Origin of the sequence: Kribbella speibonae (assembly GCF_004331375.1) — a bacterium.
GTDB lineage: Bacteria > Actinomycetota > Actinomycetes > Propionibacteriales > Kribbellaceae > Kribbella > Kribbella sindirgiensis.
In genome coordinates, this window is the sequence record NZ_SJKC01000001.1 from 2650237 (window position 1) to 2670121 (window position 19885).

At 69.4% G+C, this 19885-nt stretch carries 15 protein-coding genes and 1 rRNA gene; 12 read left to right on the plus strand and 4 right to left on the minus strand.

The features are described 5' to 3' along the window. Positions 1 to 50 precede the first annotated feature (50 nt). Complete coding sequence (locus E0H92_RS13345) at positions 51 to 5696, plus strand: Ig-like domain-containing protein (protein ID WP_238173397.1); 5646 nt, start codon at positions 51 to 53, stop codon at positions 5694 to 5696. A 66-nt stretch (positions 5697 to 5762) separates the two neighbouring features. On the opposite strand, the gene E0H92_RS13350 is transcribed toward E0H92_RS13345, so the two are convergent. The 3 genes from E0H92_RS13350 to E0H92_RS13360 are packed head-to-tail and all read right to left on the minus strand — an operon-like array spanning position 5763 to position 7738. Next, the gene (locus E0H92_RS13350) at positions 5763 to 6281 is read right to left on the minus strand and encodes a GNAT family N-acetyltransferase (RefSeq protein WP_131467499.1); all 519 of its coding nucleotides are present in this window, start codon (positions 6279 to 6281) and stop codon (positions 5763 to 5765) included. Between the two features lie 33 nt (positions 6282 to 6314). Beyond that, positions 6315 to 7187, minus strand: a complete 873-nt coding sequence (locus tag E0H92_RS13355; RefSeq protein WP_131496384.1) for an RNA polymerase sigma-70 factor — start codon at positions 7185 to 7187, stop codon at positions 6315 to 6317. After that, complete coding sequence (locus E0H92_RS13360) at positions 7184 to 7738, minus strand: carboxymuconolactone decarboxylase family protein (RefSeq protein WP_131296266.1); 555 nt, start codon at positions 7736 to 7738, stop codon at positions 7184 to 7186. Before E0H92_RS13360 ends, E0H92_RS13355 begins: the two co-directional genes overlap by 4 nt. Before the next feature lie 157 nt (positions 7739 to 7895). Between E0H92_RS13360 and argC the strand changes: the two genes are divergently transcribed. The 8 genes from argC to E0H92_RS13400 are packed head-to-tail and all read left to right on the plus strand — an operon-like array spanning position 7896 to position 15771. Continuing rightward, on the plus strand, positions 7896 to 8927 hold the full coding sequence (gene argC, locus E0H92_RS13365) for an N-acetyl-gamma-glutamyl-phosphate reductase (RefSeq protein ID WP_131467495.1): 1032 nt from the start codon (positions 7896 to 7898) through the stop codon (positions 8925 to 8927). Beyond that, positions 8924 to 10126: a bifunctional glutamate N-acetyltransferase/amino-acid acetyltransferase ArgJ gene (gene argJ, locus E0H92_RS13370; RefSeq protein WP_131467494.1), complete on the plus strand. Its 1203-nt coding sequence runs from the start codon at positions 8924 to 8926 to the stop codon at positions 10124 to 10126. The genes argC and argJ overlap by 4 nt, the downstream gene beginning before the upstream one ends. After that, complete coding sequence (gene argB, locus E0H92_RS13375) at positions 10123 to 10998, plus strand: acetylglutamate kinase (RefSeq protein WP_131496385.1); 876 nt, start codon at positions 10123 to 10125, stop codon at positions 10996 to 10998. The genes argJ and argB overlap by 4 nt, the downstream gene beginning before the upstream one ends. Next, on the plus strand, positions 10995 to 12197 hold the full coding sequence (locus E0H92_RS13380) for an acetylornithine transaminase (RefSeq protein WP_131496386.1): 1203 nt from the start codon (positions 10995 to 10997) through the stop codon (positions 12195 to 12197). The genes argB and E0H92_RS13380 overlap by 4 nt, the downstream gene beginning before the upstream one ends. Before the next feature lie 2 nt (positions 12198 to 12199). Further along, entirely contained in the window at positions 12200 to 13129 is a 930-nt protein-coding gene (argF, locus tag E0H92_RS13385; RefSeq protein WP_202873640.1) for an ornithine carbamoyltransferase, read from the plus strand. Next, entirely contained in the window at positions 13126 to 13635 is a 510-nt protein-coding gene (locus E0H92_RS13390) for an arginine repressor (protein WP_131496388.1), read from the plus strand. The genes argF and E0H92_RS13390 overlap by 4 nt, the downstream gene beginning before the upstream one ends. An 11-nt stretch (positions 13636 to 13646) precedes the next feature. Continuing rightward, positions 13647 to 15074: an argininosuccinate lyase gene (argH, locus tag E0H92_RS13395; RefSeq protein ID WP_131496389.1), complete on the plus strand. Its 1428-nt coding sequence runs from the start codon at positions 13647 to 13649 to the stop codon at positions 15072 to 15074. A gap of 10 nt (positions 15075 to 15084) precedes the next feature. After that, positions 15085 to 15771 (plus strand): DNA-3-methyladenine glycosylase, encoded by a 687-nt coding sequence (locus E0H92_RS13400; RefSeq protein ID WP_131496390.1) that lies wholly within the window; start codon positions 15085 to 15087, stop codon positions 15769 to 15771. Here the strand turns inward: E0H92_RS13400 and E0H92_RS13405 are convergent. After that, on the minus strand, positions 15768 to 16715 hold the full coding sequence (locus E0H92_RS13405) for an LLM class flavin-dependent oxidoreductase (RefSeq protein WP_238153430.1): 948 nt from the start codon (positions 16713 to 16715) through the stop codon (positions 15768 to 15770). The two genes, E0H92_RS13400 and E0H92_RS13405, sit on opposite strands and share 4 nt — an antisense overlap. Before the next feature lie 98 nt (positions 16716 to 16813). On the opposite strand from E0H92_RS13405, the gene E0H92_RS13410 reads away from it, so the two are divergent. From E0H92_RS13410 to E0H92_RS13420, 3 genes are all read left to right on the plus strand, one after another. Continuing rightward, complete coding sequence (locus E0H92_RS13410) at positions 16814 to 17851, plus strand: App1 family protein (protein WP_131467488.1); 1038 nt, start codon at positions 16814 to 16816, stop codon at positions 17849 to 17851. A gap of 60 nt (positions 17852 to 17911) precedes the next feature. Further along, positions 17912 to 19204 (plus strand): tyrosine--tRNA ligase, encoded by a 1293-nt coding sequence (gene tyrS, locus E0H92_RS13415; RefSeq protein WP_131467487.1) that lies wholly within the window; start codon positions 17912 to 17914, stop codon positions 19202 to 19204. 584 nt (positions 19205 to 19788) lie between these two features. Further along, positions 19789 to 19885, plus strand: a 16S ribosomal RNA gene (locus E0H92_RS13420); the annotation flags it as partial.

The following is a 19885-nucleotide window of genomic DNA, read 5'->3' on the forward strand; positions in this document are numbered from 1 at the left end:
TGAGCCTGGCCAACACCATAAGCACCAGCGTCACCGCGACCGCTTACCAGGTGCCAACGGCACCTTTCACGGACAGCGCGACCACCGTGATGCCCGGGTCCGGGCTGCGGCAGACGATCACCGCGAGCGGGCTGACCGAGCTCGGCGACCCGTCCACGGCCGGCTTCCGCACGGCCGGGCCGACCACCTACCAGCCCGCGATCGGCAAGGACGCTCCGGCGCAGGACGTCGTGGTGAACACCGGCGACTGCGCGTCCACCGGCGGCTGCGGCGACCGCGGCACGGTGACGATCGCGTTCTCCCAGCCCGTCCGCAACCCGGTCCTGCATCTCGGCGGCCTCGGCGGATCCGTCACCCGGACCGTGAACGGCCGGACGACCGCGCAGTCCGAACTCCACTCGATCCTCAAGCTCACCACCGCCGGCCTCAGCCTGACCAAGCTCGGACAGGGCAACAATCTCGCGGTCACCAGCGACACGATCACCGCCGCGAACCACGACACCGGCCCGAACTGCGTGAACACCAAGTCCCCGTCCGGCCTCGACACCTCGGCGACGGCCGCCTGCGGATCGGTCCGCGTGAACGGCGTCGTCACCAAGGTCAGCTTCGACGTATCGGCGGTGTTCACCAAGCACCCGAAGCTGCCCGCGTTGAACAACGGGTCGTCCGGCGACGCGTTCTCGGTCGTCGCGTCCACCCCCGAGGACTTCGGCGACGCGCCGGCGTCGTACGGCGCGGCGTGGTCGGTGCTGAGCGACGTACAGCTCGGCAAGGACGTCACCGAGGACAACGCCGCGGTCGCGAACGGTACGACCGGCCCGGCCACTCCGGACCAGGCCGATGACGGTGTCGTGTTCACACCGCTCCGCACCAACCAGACGTCGTACACGGCCGACCTGCAAGTGGCCGGTACGTCGAAGGCCGGGCGGGCCTGTGCATGGATCGACGTCAACGCCAGCGGGACCTTCGACTCGGGCGAACGGGCCTGCGCCCCGTTCGCCGCCCAGCAGAAGGCGGTCACGCTGCGGTGGTCAGAACTCGCCCCGAAGGCGGGATCGTCGTACGCGCGGGTGCGGGTCGGGTACGCCGGTGCGCAGGTCGAGAAGCCGACCGGCGCGACCGATGCCGGCGAGGTCGAGGACTACCCGTTCGCGATCACGCCGCCGCCACCGCCGGTCCTGGCCGACGACGCCGCGACGACCGGGTTCAACACGGCGCTAGTCGCCAAGGTGCTCGCCAACGACAAGCCCGGTGACCCGGCCGCTCCGCTCGCACCTGCGACCCTCTGCCTCGTCGACGGCGCCAAGTGTGTGCAGATGGTGAACGTCGTCGGCCAGGCCAAGTACGTCGCCAAACCCGACGGCACGGTCCGCGTCGAGCCGGTGCCCGGCTTCGTCGGTCCGGCCAAGCCGGTTGGCTATCGCGTTGCCGACAGCAACGGTACGACGGCGACCGCCAAGCTGACCGTCACGGTCTCCCTCCCCGACCGTCCGGTGGCGACCCCCGACGCGGCGACCACGCCGCAGAACGTCAGCGTGGCCGTCAAACCGCTCGCCAACGACCGTGCTGCCGCGGGCGTGCAGCTCGTGCCCGGTTCCGTCGTACTGCGTGATCCGGCCGATGCCGCGTTCAAGAAGAGGATCGTGATCGCGGGCGAGGGTGCGTACGTCGTGAAGCCCGACGGCGGCGTGGACTTCGTCCCGATGCCGCAGTTCACCGGCGTCGGTACCTCGATCGGCTACCGCGTCACCGACACCACCCATCAGACCGCCGAGTCCACGCTCGCCGTCACGGTCACGCCGGTGACTCCGACTGCGAACGGTGACTCCGTCTCGACCGCGTTCGACACCGACCTCGTCGTACCTGTGCTCGACAACGACCTGCCGGGCTCCCCGGACGCGCCGCTGGTCCCCGCGACGTTGCGCCTGGTCGACCCGGTCAGCAAGAAGCTCGTCGACAGGCTGACGATCGCCCGGCAAGGCACGTACCTGGTCGACGCCGGCAAGGTGACCATCCAGCCGCTGCACGGCTTCACCGGAGTCGGTACGCCGGTGACGTATCAGGTGCTCGACAAGAACGGTACGGCGGCGCGCGCCGAGCTGACCGTGTCCGTCGCCGCACCCGGTCCGCCGGTCGCGAACCCGGACACCATCGCCACGTTGCAGGGCCGCTCCGTGGTGGTCGCGGTCCTCGCCAACGACAAGCCGGGCCCGACGGGCGCTGTGCTGAAGCCCGGCAGCGTGCGCCTGCTGACCTCGACGCAGCCTGTGCTGTCGCTGGTCGTCGCGGGGCAGGGCAAGTACTCGGTGAAGTCGGACGGGACGGTGTTGTTCGAGCCGCTGCCGACATTCAGCGGCACCGCGACCGCGGTCGGCTACCAGGTTGCCGACAGCAACAATGCGATCGGCAAGTCGACGCTGACCGCGCGGGTGACCAAGGTCCAGCCCGATGCGTCCGACGACACCGCGGGGACGGCGTACGACACGAACGTGACCGTGCCGGTGCTGGCGAACGACACGGCCGGCGACCCGTCGGTGCCGCTGGTTCCGAGCACTGTGCGGTTGATCGACCCGACCACGAAGCTGCCGACCGCTACCCTCGTGATCCCGGGGCAGGCGACATACACGACGAAGGCGGACGGGAAGGTCGACGTCGATCCGCTGCCCAAGTTCACCGGCGCCGCGACGCCGGTCACGTACCGCGTCTCGGACGTGAACGGTACGACGACCACGGCAACGCTGACCGTCACGGTCGCCAAACCGCCCGCGCCGACCGCGACGCCCGACACCGCGACCGGCAAGCAGAACCTCCCGCTGCGGGTCAGGCCGCTCGCCAACGACAAGGCGGGCCTCGGGACCACACTCGATCCGCGCAGTCTCATGCTGGTGGATCCGGCCGATGGTTCGCTGAAGAAGCTCGTGAAGCTCCCAGGGCAGGCCGACTACCAGGTCAGCCCGGACGGCACGGTCACCGTCGATCCGCTGCCGGGCTTCACCGGTACGGCGACCAAGGTGACGTACCGGATCGCCGACCTGTTCGGCCAGACGGCGCGGTCGACCATCACGGTCACGATCACACCGATCACTCCGGTCGCGGCCGACGACGCCGCGCGGACGCCGTACGGCAAGAGCGTCACGGTGAAGGTGCTCGCGAACGACAAGCCGGGGGACACGACCGCGCCGCTGGTGCCGGGCAGTCTGCTGCTCGTCGACCCAGCCGACGGGGTGCTGAAGGCATCGGTACGGATCCTGAACGAGGGCGTCTACACGGCGGCCGGGGGAGCGGTGCGCGCCGACCCGGCGGCGACGTTCCGCGGCCCTGGTACGCCGTTGACGTACCAGGTCGCCGACTCCAACGGAACGAAGACCCGCGCTCGGCTGACCGTCACCGTCGGCCAGCCGCCGGTCGCGATCGCCGACAACGCCTCGACGCTGCAGAACGTGACCGTGACGGTGAACGTGCTGTCGAACGACCGGCCGGGCACCGACGCAGCTCTGGTGCGAGGCTCAGTCGGGCTCGACGGGTCTGCCAAGAAGGTGACGGTTCCGAAGCAGGGCACGTACACGGTGCTGCCGACCGGTTCGATCGAGTTCGACCCGCTGCCCGCGTTCCGGGGCAAGGCGACGCCGGTCGGCTACCGGGTCGCGGACTCGGACGGCAACGTCGCGACCTCGACGTTGAGCATGACCGTGGTACCGGTCACCCCGGTCGCGGTCAACGACTCGGCGATCACGCCGTACGGGCAGGCGATCACGGTGAACGTGCCGGCCAACGACAAGCCCGGTGACGCGTCGGCGCCGCTGAAGCCGGCGAGCGTGGTGCTGAAGGACGCGGCCGGTCACTACGGCAAGACGGTGACGCGTGCCGGTGAAGGTGTCTTCGCGGTCGATGCGTACGGCGCGGTGAAGTTCACGCCGGCCAAGGGGTTCCACGGGGTCACGACGCCGACGACGTACCGGATTGCCGACGCGAACGGGACGACCGCGGAGGGCCTCCTGCTGCTGACGGTCGGCGAGGGACCGAAGGCGGTCGCGGATCCGGTCGGCACCAAGCAGAACGTGACGGTCACCGTCGACCCGCTGGCGAACGACGAGCCGGGGACAGGCGCGCAGCTCGATCCGGCGTCGCTCCAGTTGTACAGCGGGACCTGGGGGCAGCGTGCGGTGATCCCGGGGCAGGGCGTGTTCCTCGTGAAGGCCGGGAAGATCACATTCGACCCGGAGCCGGCGTACCGCGGTGTCGTGTCGATCGCGTACCGGGTCGGCGACACGACCGGGAACAAGGCGAGTGCGTCGGTCACGGTCACGGTCGCGGCTGTTGTTCCGGTGATCAAGGACGACGTGGCGAGCACGCCGTACGGGACTGCGGTCACGGTCGCCGTGCTGGCGAACGACAAACCGGGTGATGCGAGTGCGCCGCTGGGCGGCGTACATCTGATCGATCCGGTGAACGGCGATCCGGTGTCGGTGCTGGCCGTTCCGGGGGAGGGGACGTTCACGGTGCAGCCGTCCGGTGCGATCCGGTTCGCGCCGGTGGACGGGTTCGCGGGGGCGGTCGTCCCGGTCGGATACCAGGTTGCCGATCGCAACGGCACGATCGGGTCCGGCGCGTTGACGATCACGGTGCAGGCGCGGCCGGTCGCCGTACCGGACGAGGCGCGGACCAAGCAGCACGTCGCGGTGACGATCGATCCGCTCGCCAACGACAAGCCCGGGCCGGGCGCGACCCTCGACCCGGCGTCGGTGCTGCTGGTCGGGCCGGGCGGGGCACTGGTCGACAAGATCGCGATCGCTGGGCAGGGCGTGTACGTCGTCAGCGGCGGCAAGGTCACGTTCACCCCGGAGGCGACATTCACGGGGACCGCGCGACCGGCGGCGTACGACGTGAAAGACAGCAACCAGAACTCGGCCCGCGCCACCATCACCGTGACGGTCGTGCCGGTGCGGCCGGTGGTCACCGACGACAGCGCGGAGACGGCGTTCGGTACCGCGGTCGACGTGAACGTGCTGGCCAACGACAAGGCCGGGGACCCGTCGGCGCCGCTCCGCCCGAATTCCGTCGTACTGCGGGATCCGGCGGACGGGGTCGAGAAGAAGTCGGTGACCGTGCCTGGCGAAGGCACGTTCGTGGTCGGTACCTCGGTCAGGTTCACGCCGGCGAAGGACTTCGTCGGTACGACGCGGGCGCTGGCCTACCGGGTCACCGACGCGAACGGTACGTCGGACACCGCGCTCCTCGACGTCACCGTCGCGGGACCATTGCTCGCGAAGGCGGCACCCGACGCCGCGACCGGAACGCCGGGCAACCCGGTCGCGGTGAACCCGCTGCTCAACGACAGCGGCACGACCAAGCCGAGCTCGGTCTGTCTGCGGACGCCGGCCGGCACCTGCGCGAAAAGCGTCACGACCGGGGCGGGCACCTGGTCGGTCGGAACGGACGGCACCGTCACGCTCAAGCCAGTCGCCGCCTTCACCGGAACCGCGAAGGTCACCTACGAGCGGACCGACGAAACGGGCGAGACAGTCACCGCACCGGTCAAGTTCACCGTCGGCGCCGAGCCCACCGACAACCCGCGCACCCTCAACCGCGCCGAACTCCCGCCAACCGGCGGCCCGCCCGCCATCGTCCTCACCCTCGGCACCCTGCTGGCCGCCCTCGGCGCAACCCTCGTAGTCATCGCCCGCGGCCGCAAGTGATCCAACTTTGAGAACCCACCAACCATTTCCACGCTCCGAAAATGGTTGGTGGGTTCCCAAAGTTGGTTAGAGGTCCAGGACCAGCATGATTTCGTCGCGGTAGTCGTCGGGGGACACGCGGACCGCGCGGGGGTGGGCGCCGACGACGCGGTAGCCGAGGGGGCCGTAGAACTTCTCCAGGCCGAGGCCGCCGCGGATGGTGAGCTGCAGCTGCTCCAGGCCGAGGTCGACGGCGGAACCGCGCAGACCCTCCATCAGGATCCGGCCGGCGCCGGTGCCCTGGCACTCCGGGTGGACCATCACCCGCAGCACCGTCCGCCAGTGCTCCTGCAGCCGACTCCCGCGGCTCACCAGCATGCCCATCCCGACGTACCGCTCGCCGTTGTGGAGCACGCCGAGCAGGTCCAGCCCGGCCGCGACCCGGCCGAGGGCGCCGTCGAGGTTCTCCGCGATCTGCTCGACCGGAGCCGGCGCGGTGTACCCGACGGCGCCGCCCGCGTTCGTGGCCGCGACCCAGGTGTCCAGCAGATCCGCCCGCAACCCCGGACCGAGCGCCTCCTCGGGGTCCGTCACCAGGTATTTCACCGCACCTCCATCTGCGACTGAGTTGCAGATAGTCTACGGCTCGATCGGCGGGACCTGCCCCAGCTTGTCCGGGTTCCGGATCAGGTACAGGTCGCTGATCAGGCCGTCGGTGGTCTCCAGGAACGCGACGGTGTCCGGCACGTCGCCGTCGTACGCGATGTACGCGACCTCGCCGTTCAGCGTCCCCATCCGGATCTCGAACGTGGGGTTCTCCGCGATCACCGCGAACAGCCAGCGGGCGATCTTCTCCGCACCGTGGATCGGCCGGAGCGCGGCCCTCTTCTTCCCGCCGCCGTCGCTGATCAGTACGGCGTCCGGCGCGAGCAGCGCGACCACCTGGTCGAAGTCACCCGACCCGGCCGCCTGCATGAACCGCATCGTCAGCTCGTCGTGGCGCGCCTTGTCGACGCGATGCCGCGGCTGCCGCGCGTGCACATGTCCGCGAGCCCGGTGCGCGAGCTGCCGGACGGCGGACTCGGACCGGCCGAGGGTGTCGGCGATCTCGTCGTACGGCAGATCGAACACCTCGCGCAGGACGAACGTGGCGCGTTCGAGCGGCGAGAGGGTCTCGAGGACGACGAGCATCGCCATGCTGACCGAGTCCGCGAGCTCGGCCGCGGCCGCCGGGTCGGCGTCGGTCGACAGCGGTTCCGGCAGCCACGGGCCGACGTACTGCTCCCGCCGCGACTTCTGCTCGCGCAACCGGTTCAGGGCCAGGCGCGTGGTGATGCGGATCAGGTACGCCCGCGGGTCGCGGATGTCGTCGTGGTCGATGGCGGCCCAGCGCAACCACGCCTCCTGGACCACGTCCTCGGCGTCGCTCACGCTGCCGACCACGCGGTACGCCGCCCCGACCAGGACGGACCGGTGCTCGGCGAACTCGCGGGCCAATTGCTCTTCGGTCACTGGACGGGCCTCAATTCGCAGTACTCCTTGTAGCCCTGGCTGGTGAGTCCGAGGGCGGAGTTGATCCGGGAGCGGTAGTTCTCCAGCGCCGCGATCGCGGTCAGCTCGACGAGCTGCTCCTCGCTCAGGTCCTGCCGCAGCCGCTCGACCTGCTCGTCGGTGACCTCGGGCGGGGTGGCCGTCATCGCTTCGGTGTAGTCCATCACCGCGCGCTCCAGATCCGTGTAGACGTCGCTGTCGCGCCACCTTGGCACATCGTGCAGCTTCGCCGGGTCAATCCCCTGGTGATGGAACTCCCAGTATCCGAAGTCCATGCACCAGCTGCACCCGATCCGCGCCGACGCCACCATCACGCTCAGCGCCTTCAGCTCCGGATCCAGCGCCTTCCACCGCTCCGCGGTCGTCTCCATCAATGTCGTCGACAGCAGCACCCGCCGGTTGTGCAGCGCCACCTTCACCGGATCCGGCACCTTCCGGAACTTCCGCCGGCTACCCCACTCCACCAGCCGCACCGTCAACGTCCGCCGGTGCTCCATCCCAACGCGCGCCATCTCGTCCTCCAAGGTTCGTCGTCGACCCCTTGGACACGCGTCGGCCCAGGTCCTGTGACATGACCCGCGTCACAGGAGGTTCCGTTCGGTGGGAATGGGTAGTGAAGGGGCGAGGCGAGGGTTGGATATTCATGCGGCTCGTGGCATACTCATTCACATGAGTGTGACGGTGGCGGTGGCCGGTGCCAGTGGGTATGCGGGGGGCGAGCTGCTCCGGTTGCTGAGTGGCCACCCGGAGGTGGAGATCGGCGCCCTGACCGCCGGCGGCAACGCCGGGACGGCGCTCGGCCTGCACCACCCGCACCTCGTGCCGCTGGCCGGGCGCGTTCTCGTCGAGACCACGGCGGAGAATCTCGCCGGTCACGACGTCGTGTTCCTCGCCCTGCCCCATGGACAGTCCGCCGTCATCGCCGACCAGCTCGGAGATGACGTCACCGTGATCGACTGCGGCGCGGACTTCCGGCTCACCGAGGCCGGGACATGGGTCGAGTTCTACGGCGGCGAGCACGCCGGCTCGTGGCCCTACGGTCTGCCGGAGCTCCCGGGGCAACGCGACAAGCTCCGCGGGTCGAACCGGGTCGCCGTACCGGGGTGTTACCCCACCGTCTCCACTCTGGCCCTGCTCCCCGCCGTACAGAACGGGCTCGTCGACCCCACGCAGCTGGTGGTCGTCGCCGTCAGCGGTACGTCGGGCGCGGGCAAGGCCCCGAAGGCGCATCTGCTCGGCGCCGAGGTGATGGGATCCGTCTCGGCGTACGGCGTCGGCGGCGTGCATCGCCATACGCCGGAGATCGAGCAGAACCTGACGCCGTACGCCGGCGCGCCGGTGAGCGTGTCGTTCACGCCGGTGCTCGCGCCGATGGCGCGCGGGATCCTCGCCACCTGCAGCGCACCGGTTGCCGACGGCACCGACTACGCCGCGCTCCGGAAGGCCTACGAGGACGCGTACGCCGACGAGCCGTTCATCCACCTGCTGCCCGAGGGGCAGTGGCCGCAGACCCAGGCCACCCTCGGTGCGAACACCGTGCAGTTGCAGCTCGCCCTGGACCAGCGCACCGGCCGCGTCGTCGTCGTGGCCGCGATGGACAACCTCACCAAGGGCACCGCCGGCGCCGCCGTGCAGTGCATGAACCTGGCCACCGGTCTCGACGAGACCCTGGCCCTGCCTCTCGTAGGAGTAGCCCCGTGACCGTCGCCGTCACCCCGGACACTCAAGTCGATCGGAGCGCCGGAGTCACCGCGCCGGCCGGCTTCCGCGCGGCCGGGGTGATCGCCGGGATCAAACCAGCCGGTACGCCGGACCTCACCGTCGTGGTCAACGACGGCCCTGCCGACATCGCCGCCGGCGTCTTCACCACGAACAAGGTGAAGGCCGCGCCGGTGCTCTGGTCGCAGCAGGTCCTGACGGCGGGTGTGCTGAAGGCCGTCGTTCTGAACTCCGGTGGCGCGAACGCCTGCACTGGACCCGAAGGCTTCCAGGACACACACAAGACCGCGGAGAAGCTCGCCGAGGTCCTAGGCGTCGGTGCGGCGCAGATCGGCGTCTGCTCGACCGGCCTGATCGGCGAACGGCTGCCCATGGACAAGCTGCTCCCCGGGATCTCTGCCGCGGTGGAAGCGTTGGGCGACGGGCCCGAGCACGGGCTGGCTGCGGCGACCGCAGTGATGACGACCGACAACGTGCCGAAGCAGGCCGCGTTGACGCATCCGGACGGTTGGAGCATCGGCGGGTTCGCGAAGGGCGCCGGGATGTGCGCGCCGAACATGGCGACGATGCTGAGCGTGATCACGACCGACGCCGTCCTCGATCAGCCGCATCTCGACCATGCGCTGCGGAACGCGGTCGGCAAGACGTTCAACCGGCTCGACGTCGACGGCGGTACGTCGACCAACGACACCGTTCTGCTGCTCAGCTCGGGTGCGTCCGGCGTCACGGTCACGCCCGAGGCGTTCGAGGCGGCCCTCACGACCCTGGCTGCTGACCTGGTGAAGCAGTTGCAGGCCGACGCCGAGGGCGTCACCAAGCACGTGAGCATCACGGTGCAGGGCGCCGCGACCGAGGCGGAGGCGCTGGCCGCCGCCAAGATCGTTGCCGAGGACAATCTGTGCAAGACCGCGTTCTTCGCCTCCGACCCGAACTGGGGCCGGATCGCGATGGCGGTCGGCAACGCGCCCACGGCGTTCGACCCGTCGCTGCTCGACATCACCCTGAACGGCGCCGCGATCTGCGTGGCCGGCGGCAAGGGCGTCGACCGCTCCGAGGCGGACCTCAGCGGCCTGGAGATCGACGTACTCATCGACCTGCACGCCGGGCCGGCGTCCGCGACCGTCCTCACCACGGACCTCTCGCACGCGTACGTCGAAGAGAACTCGGCGTACTCATCATGATCTTCCCGGAAGCGGTCGAGAAGGCCGCCGTACTGACCGAAGCGCTGCCGTGGCTGAAGCAGTTCCACGGGAAGACCGTCGTCGTGAAGTACGGCGGGAACGCGATGGTCGACGAGAAACTCAAGAGAGCGTTTGCGGAAGACATCGTCTTCCTCCGGTACGCCGGGGTGCGCGTCGTGGTCGTCCACGGCGGCGGACCGCAGATCAGCGAGATGCTCGGCCGGCTCGGTATCGACAGCGAGTTCCGCGGCGGGCTCCGGGTCACGACACCCGAGGCGATGGACGTCGTCGGCATGGTGCTCGTCGGCAAGGTCGGCCGGGAGCTGGTCGGGTTGCTGAACGCCCACGGCCCGTTCGCGGTCGGGATGTCCGGTGAGGACGCGGGCCTGTTCACCGCGGAACGCCGTACGGCGCTGGTCGACGGCGAGCAGGTCGATATCGGGCTGGTCGGGGACGTCGTCGAGGTGCGGCCGGAAGCGGTCGTCGACCTGATCGACGCGGGCCGGATCCCGGTGGTGTCGACGATCGCGCCGGACGAGGACGGACTCGCGCACAACGTGAACGCGGACACCGCGGCCGCGGCGCTGGCTTCGGCGCTCGGTGCGGAGAAACTCGTCGTACTGACCGACGTGGCCGGGCTGTACCGGAACTGGCCGGACAGCGACGACATCATCACCCAGATCGACACGGACGAGCTCGCGGAGTTGCTGCCGTCGCTCGCGTCCGGCATGGTGCCGAAGATGGAAGCCTGCCTGCGCGCCGTCGAATCCGGTGTCTCCCGAGCGACCGTCATCGACGGCCGTGTGCCGCACTCGCTGCTGCTGGAAATCTTCACAGACGCCGGAGTCGGAACCCAGGTGATCCCGTCATGAGTGAACTGCTGACAGTCGACGGCACGCAGGCCGCGCTCACCGAGCGGTACTCCGGTGCGCTGATGAACACGTTCGGGGCGCCGAAGCGGGTACTGGTCCGCGGCGAGGGCGCGTACCTGTGGGATGCCGACGGCAACAAGTACCTCGACCTGCTCGGCGGGCTCGCGGTGAACTGCCTCGGGCACGCGCACCCGTTCGTGGTGTCCGCGGTGACGTCGCAGCTCGCCACCCTCGGCCACGTCTCGAACTTCTTCGCCTCCGCGCCGCAGATCGCGCTGGCCGAGAAGCTGCTCGGCCTCTTCGACGTCCCCGGCAAGGTGTTCTTCACGAACTCCGGCACCGAGGCGAACGAGGCCGCGTTCAAGATCACCCGGCGCACCGGCCGGACCAAGATCGTCTCCACCGTCGGTGCCTTCCACGGGCGGTCGATGGGCGCGCTCGCGATCACCTGGAAGCCGGCGTACCGGGAGGCCTTCGCGCCGCTGCCCGGCGACGTCGAGTTCGTCCCGTACGGCGACGCGGACGCGCTGGCCGCGGCGGTCGACGACCGGACCGCGGCCGTGGTGCTCGAGTCGATCCAGGGCGAGAACGGCGTCGTCGTACCGCCGGCCGGCTACCTGCAGGCGGCGCGGCGGATCACGCAGGAGCACGGCGCGCTGCTGTGGATGGACGAGATCCAGACCGGGATCGGCCGGACCGGGACCTGGTTCGCGTACGAGGCCGAGCGGATCACGCCCGACCTGGTGACCGTCGCGAAGGGGCTCGGGGCCGGGATCCCGATCGGCGCGTGCATCGGCCTCGGCGCGGCCGCCGACCTGCTGCAGCCGGGGAACCACGGGACCACGTTCGGCGGCAACCCGGTCGCGGCGATCGCCGGGCTCGCGGTGCTGACCGTGATCGAGCGGGACGGCCTGCTCGCCCAGGTGAATGCCGTCGGCAACCACCTCGCGTCGTCGATCATCGCGCTCGACCACCCGCTGATCGCCGGCGTCCGCGGTCGCGGGCTGCTGCTCGCGATCCAGCTGACCAAGCCGGTGTCGGACCAGGTCGCGGCGCTCGCGCTGGAGGCCGGGTTCGTGGTGAACAATCCGATTCCGGACGCGTTGCGGCTGGCACCGCCGTACATCCTCAGCAAGGCTGATGCGGACAGTTTCGTCGCGGCCCTTCCGGGGCTGCTCGACCAGGTGGAGGTTCCGTGACCATCAGGCATTTTCTGCGGGACGACGACCTGTCGCCGGTCGAGCAGGACGAAGTACTGACGCTCGCCGCGCAACTGGCGGGGGACCGGCACGGGCACAAGCCGCTCGAGGGTCCGAAGACCGTGGCGGTGATCTTCGACAAGACGTCGACTCGGACGCGGATCTCGTTCGCGGTCGGGATCTCGGAACTGGGCGGCGTACCGCTGATCATCGACGCGCAGACCTCGCAGCTCGGCCGGGGTGAGCCGATCGCGGACACCGCGCGGGTGCTGGACCGGCAGGTCGCGGCGATCGTGTGGCGGACGTTCGGCCAGTCGCGGATCGAGGAGATGGCGGCCGCGTCGTCGGTGCCGGTCGTGAACGCGCTGACCGACGAGTTCCACCCGTGCCAGATCCTCGCCGACCTGCAGACCGTGCGGCAGCACAAGGGATCGACGGCCGGGCTGAAGCTGGTCTACCTGGGCGACGGCGCCAACAACATGGCGCACTCGTACCTGCTGGGCGGCGCGACTGCCGGCATGCACGTCGTGATCGGGTCGCCGGCCGACTACCAGCCGGATCCGGACGTGCTGGTGAGCGCCGCGGCCATCGCCGAGAAGACCGGCGGATCGGTCGCCTGGACGGAGGACGCGATCGCGGCGGCCGACGGCGCCGATGTCGTTGCCACCGACACCTGGGTGTCGATGGGGCAGGAGTCCGAGGCAGGCGACCGCGAGGCCCCGTTCGTGCCGTACGCCGTGACGGAGCAACTGCTCGGCAAGGCGAAGCCGGATGCGATCGTTCTGCACTGCCTGCCCGCCTATCGTGGCAAGGAGATCGAGGCGGCCGTGATCGACGGACCGCAGTCGGTCGTCTGGGACGAGGCCGAGAACCGGCTGCACGCGCAGAAGGCGCTGCTGTCGTGGCTGTTGGCAAGGAGCTTTGACGGATGAGTATCGCCGTACCGACCACCAAGACCGCGCGGCAGCAGCGGATCGTCGATCTGCTCGGGCGGCAGCCGGTGCGGTCGCAGACCGAGCTGGCTGATCTGCTCGCCGCGTCCGGGCTGGTGGTCGGGCAGGCGACGCTGTCACGGGACCTGGTCGAGATCGGTGCGGTGAAGGTCCGTGACTCCACCGGCCAGCTCGTGTACGCCGTACCAGGTGAAGGCGGTGACCGTACGCCGCGTGCCGGAGAGGCTGCCGCGTTCGAGGCCCGGCTGGCCCGGGTGGCGTCCGAGCTGCTCGTGTCGGCGGAGGGCAGCGCCAACCTGGTGATCCTGCGAACCCCGCCGGGGGCGGCCCAGTACTTCGCGTCGGCGATCGACCACGTGGGACTGGACGACGTCCTCGGCACCATCGCCGGCGACGACACCGTCATGGTCGTCTCCCGCAACCCCACCGGCGGCGAGGCCCTGGCCGCCCGTTTCCTGTCCCTCGCCGCCCGCGAACCGAAGTAGAGGACCTTGTTGTGAGTAGTGCAGAGAACGCCGCCCGGGACTCAGCTCTCTGGGGGGCCCGCTTCTCGGGCGGTCCGGCCGACGCACTGGCGGCGCTGAGCAAGTCCACGGACTTCGACTGGCGGCTGGCGCCGTACGACATTGCTGGGTCGAAGGCGCATGCCAAGGTGTTGCACCAGGCGGGGCTGCTGACGGACGAGGACCTGTCCGCGATGCTGGCGGGACTCGACGGGCTCCTGGACGACGTACTGTCCGGGAAGTTCCTGCCCGCTGCCGAGGACGAGGACGTACACACCGCACTGGAGCACGGGCTGCTGGTGCGGCTCGGTGCCGAGCTGGGCGGCCGGTTGCGCGCGGGGCGCTCCCGGAACGATCAGGTCGCGACCCTCTTCAAGAGTTACCTGCGCGACCACGGCCGGATCATCGGGCGCTTGCTGTTGGAGCAGGTTCAGGTGCTGGCCGAGCAGGCCTCGCAGCATCTCGGTGTCGCAATGCCTGGGCGGACGCATCTGCAGCACGCGCAGCCGGTCCTGCTGTCCCACCATCTTCTCGCGCACGCCTGGCCGCTGATCCGGGACCTCGACCGGCTCGCCGACTGGGACGCGCGGGTCGCCGCGGATTCGCCGTACGGCTCGGGCGCCCTGGCCGGGAGCTCGCTGGGGCTGGACCCGGTCTTCGTCGCGCACGAGCTCGGCTTCACGAACTCGTCGGCGAACTCGATCGACGGGACGTCATCACGGGACTTCGTCGCGGAGTTCGCGTTCGTCACCGCGCAGATCGGCGTCGACCTGTCCCGGCAGGCCGAAGAGGTGATCCTCTGGGCGACCAAGGAGTTCGGGTTCGTCGAGCTGGACGACGCGTTCTCGACCGGGTCGAGCATCATGCCGCAGAAGAAGAACCCGGACATCGCCGAGCTCGCCCGCGGCAAGGCCGGGCGGCTGATCGGGAACCTCAGCGGCCTGCTGGCGACGCTGAAGGCGCAGCCGCTCGCGTACAACCGGGACCTGCAGGAGGACAAGGAGCCGGTCTTCGACTCCATCGACACCCTCGAGGTGCTGCTCCCCGCGTTCACCGGGATGATCCACACGCTGCGCTTCAACTCCGCGCGCCTGGAAGAGCTCGCCCCGCAGGGCTTCTCGCTCGCCACCGACATCGCCGAATGGCTGGTCCGCCAGAAGGTGCCGTTCCGGGTGGCCCACGAACTGGCCGGCGCCTGCGTCCAGGCCTGCGAAAAGCGCGGCATCGAACTCTGGGACCTGTCGGACGAGGACCTCGCCGCCATCTCGCCGGAGCTGACCCCGGAGGTCCGCTCGGTGCTGACCGTCGAAGGGTCGCTGGCCTCGCGGAACACCCGCGGCGGCACCGCGCAGCCGCAGGTAGAAGCCCAACTGGCCGAACTCCGCACCCGCGCCGCCGAACACGCCACCCGCCTCGCCTAAGGTGCTGCGCATGCGGCGCTCACTTCTGGCTGGTCCTGTGCTGGAGGTGGCGCCGCGGTTGCTCGGGACTGTGTTGACGTCGACCACTCCCGAGGGGACCGTCGCGGTGCGGCTGACCGAGGTCGAGGCGTACGACGGGCCGAACGATCCGGGCTCGCACGCGTACCGCGGTCAAACGCCCCGGAACGCGGTGATGTTCGGCCCGCCCGGCTTCCTGTACGTGTACTTCACCTACGGCATGCACTTCTGCATGAACGTCGTCGTCGCCTCCGCAGGCACGCCGTCCGCGGTTCTCCTGCGTGCCGGCGAGGTGATCGAAGGCCTCGAACTGGCCCGGCTGCGCCGCAATCAACCGGCGCCGCAGAAGGTCGCCCTCAACCAGGCGGCACCCGGCGTCCGCCCGGGGCCTGTGGTGAAGCGCCCGCCCACCAACCCGGACCGCGATCTCGCGCGCGGGCCGGCTCGGCTGTGTGTTGCCCTCGGCATCGGACGGGAAGGCAACGGCACCGACCTGCTGGCGAAGAACTCACCTATCGAGCTCAGCGACGGCCCTGGTTTCACCGGCGAACCCGTCACCGGCCCCCGCGTCGGCCTGCGCGAAGCAGCCGACCGCCCGTGGCGTTTCTGGATCCCCGACGACCCGACCGTCTCGCCCTACCGCCCGCACGTCCCGAAGAAGCGCGCCTCCCGGTCCTAGCGGTTCGCCAGCTCGAGCACGTAGTCGAGCTGCGGCAACCCGTGCTCCACCTCCGGATCCGGGAACAGACCGACGTGCTGCACCCCGGCCGCCTCCAGTCCGGCGATGTGTGCCGCCGCGTCGTCGAGCGTCCCGAACGCCCCGATCGCGGTCCACCAGTCGCTCGGCATCCCCACCAGACCGGCCTCGCCCGAGGCGTCGTACAGCTTCTTCATCTCGTCGAAGAACGGCAACGCGGTCAGCTGCGGCGGCCGCTCACCGATCCGCCACCCCAGCCACGGCGCGGTCCACTCGTACGCCGTCCTGCGGTCCTCCCGCACGCACATCGCCGCGAACACCGCCACCACGAACCCCTCGGGCGATCCGGCGTACTCCACCGACTGCCGCACGTACGGCGCGGTCGCCGGCTCGGCCAGCACGACACCGCCCGCGACCCGCCCGGCGAGCGCCATCGACTTCGGGCCCTGGACACCCAGCAGGATCGGCGGCACCTCCGCCGGCGGCGCGTCCAGCTTCACCTTGTCGAGGGAGACCGTCTTGCCCTCGAAGCTGACCTCCTCGCCGCTCAGCAGCCGGGTGACGCTGGTCGTCACTTCCTCGAGCGCCGTCAGCGGCGACTTCGGCCGGACCCCCATCTGACCCATCCACGACTGCACGCCATGACCGATCCCGGGCAGGAACCGCCCCGGCCCGAGCGCCTCCAGCGTCGCGAACTCCATCGCGGTCACCGCGGCCGTCCGAGCGACGGCGGGCACGATCCCGAGCCCGACAGTCAGCCGCTCCGTCGACGTCAGCGCCGCCGACACCAGCGACGGGCCGGCCGTGAAGAAGCAGTCCTCGATGATCCACAACTCGTCCGCGCCGCCACGGTCGAGCCGCCGCGCCACATCGGTGACGAGCGCGGCCGGGTAGGTACGCGGGAAGCACATTCCAAGAGCGGTCATGGGAAGACGGTAGAAGAGGGCGCCGACAGTTCGTGAAAGCAGCCCACGGACCGCAGGGGAGGGCGACTAGCGGCCCGTGCTGCGGGTAGGTTTCTGGTATGGCCCGTCCGCACTACTCGTCCCGTCTCGAGGACTGGTTCAACCTCGGGGTGCAGGCGGTTCTTCGGCGTCGTGGCTGGCAGGAGCGGATCATCCCGCAGGTCGGTTACGGCAATACCGAGTTCGTCCGCGTGCTGGCCCGCGTCGTGCTCGGACGCGACCCGCGCAACCAGCCGCGGTACGACGAGGACCAGGTGATGCGCGGCTGGCGCGTGTTCGTGACCGCGCCGGCTGTGAAGGTACCCGTCACCGTGACGGTCAGCGGGGAGACGTTCGAGACCGTGACCGATCGCGGCGGCTTCGTCGACCTGAACGTGCCGGTCGTTCTGCCGCCCGGGTGGCACGAGATCGTCCTGGGCGTTCACGGCGACCGGCAGGCGCGGGCGCGGATCTTCGTCCCGGATCCGGAGGCGACGTTCGGTCTCGTCAGCGACATCGACGACACGGTGATCCTGACGATGCTGCCGCGCCCGCTGATCGCGGCCTGGAACACCTTCGTCCGCGACGAGCAGGCCCGCCGCGTCGTCCCGGGTATGGCCGGCCTGTACGAGGAGCTCCTGGCGGACCACCCGGGCGCACCGATGTTCTACCTGTCCACTGGGGCCTGGAACACCGCACCGACGCTCGCACGCTTCCTCGCACGGCACGGGTACCCACCGGGGCCGCTGCTGATGACGGACTGGGGACCGACCAACACCGGCTGGTTCCGTAGCGGCCAGGAGCACAAGCGGACCGCCCTGCGCCGGCTGGCGCGCGAGTTCCCGAACGTGCGCTGGGTCCTGGTCGGTGACGACGGCCAGCACGACCCCCAGCTGTACGGCGACTTCGCGCAGACGCATCCGGACCACGTGCTCGCCATCGGCATCCGCCAGCTCACCCCGGCCGAGCAGGTCCTGTCCCACGGTCTCCCGGTCCCCAACCCGGACCCTGGCGCCCACGACCCACACCGGCCGACCGCTGTCACGGTGCAAGGGCCGGACGGCCACGCACTCCGCCCCCAGCTCCGCTCGGTCCTCACACGCCCCGAACCCACCTGAGCCACCCCACCTCGCCGTACAGGACACTAGTACTGACCGACGTACTCGAGGAGAGAACTAGTGACCGAACGCCGCACTCAGGTGCTTGACGACCTGGAGAGCCGTGGCCTGATCGCCCACTCCACCGATCCGGACGCTCTCCGGGCCTCGATGGCGGCGGGACCGATCACCTCGTACGTCGGCTTCGACCCCACCGCACCCAGCCTGCACATGGGGAACCTGCTGCAGCTGCTGACGCTACGGCGGCTCCAGCTGGCCGGCCACAACCCGATCGGGCTCGTTGGCGGCGCCACCGGGTTGATCGGCGACCCCAAGGAGACGTCCGAGCGGGTGCTGAACCCGAAGGACATCGTCCACGAGTGGGTCGAGCGGGTACGCGGCCAGGTGGAGAAGTTCGTCGACTTCGACCAGTCGCTGCCGAACCCGGCCCGGATCGTCAACAACTACGACTGGACCAAGGACCTCAACACGCTCGACTTCCTGCGGGACATCGGGAAGCACTTCCCGGTGAACCGGATGCTCGGCCGTGAAGTGGTGAAGGCGCGCCTGGAGCAGGGGATCAGCTACACCGAGTTCAGCTACGTGCTGCTGCAGTCGCTGGACTTCCTCGAGCTGTACCGCCGGCACAACTGCACGCTGCAGACCGGCGGCAGCGACCAGTGGGGGAACCTGACGGCAGGTGTCGAGCTCATCCGTCGTACCGACGCCGGCAAGGCGCACGCATTGGCGACACCACTGGTGACCAAGGCTGACGGGACGAAGTTCGGGAAGACCGAGTCCGGGACGGTGTGGCTGGACCGGGAGCTGACGACGCCGTACGCGTTCTACCAGTTCTGGTTCAACAGCGACGACCGCGACGTGATGCAGTTGGTGCGGTTCTACACGTTCCGCACGGCGGAGGAGATGGCTGCTCTCGAGCAGGCGACCGCGGAGCGACCACAGGCTCGGGAAGCACAACGGGTGCTGGCTGAGGACGTGACGACCTTGGTTCACGGGGCCGAGGAGACTCGGCGGGTGCAGGAGGCCTCCAAGGCTCTCTTCGGCCAGGGGGAGCTGGGGTCGCTCGACGGCTCCACTCTCGTGGCCGCACTACGCGAAGCACCGCACGTCGAGCTGGGCACCGGCGAACCGATGCCGACGTACGGCGACCTGCTGGTGAAGGCGGGCCTGGTGGCGAGTAAGTCGGCCGCACGGCGGACGGTCGCCGAAGGTGGCGCGTACCTGAACAACGAGAAGGTGAAGGACGCGGAGTACGTGCCGGCCGCGGAGGATCTGCTGCCGGGTGGCGTGCTGGTGCTGCGCCGTGGGAAGCGTTCATTCGCAGGGGTTCTGGCGTCCCTGGCACAGGGCTGACGGCTCAGGTGTGCTCTGTTGTGGGGGTGGGCTCCACTCCCACAACCGGGTTGCCGAAGGCAAATTACAAGCCTGTGATTCAGCCCACCGGGAGCCGATTTGACCGGCCACCTGCGGGCCACGTAATGTTCTTCTTGTTGGAGCGAAGCGCAGGACGCGAAAGCGGCCGGCCGCTCCGAACCCCCCAAGGCTAGCTGAGCCGAACCGGGTTGTCTGACTCGGGGCGGTAGCTTGGATGCGGGTGGAAGGTCAGAAAAACTGGGACTTGACCCGGTCGATCTGGTCCGGTAAAGTAGCGCAGGTTGCCCCGGGAGCCTGGCCGAAAGGTCAAGCTGCGGTGTGCGTCCGATTCTTGAGAACTCAACAGCGTGCCGAAAGTCAATGCCGAAATTGAAGTAACCCCGTACATGGGCTTCGGATGATTTCTCGCCAGGGACCTTTCTGGGTTTCTTGGTGGGGTTGTTTGTTGTCTGTGTCGGATTCCTTTGAAATTAATACGGATGACAAGCCAGTAATGGTTTTGTTTCTGATTCAAAGGATCACTCGATGTGTCGACTCACCAGTTTTCTGGTTTGTCATATTTTTCAACGGAGAGTTTGATCCTGGCTCAGGACGAACGCTGGCGGCGTGCTTAACACATGCAAGTCGAGCGGTAAGGCCCCTTCGGGGGTACACGAGCGG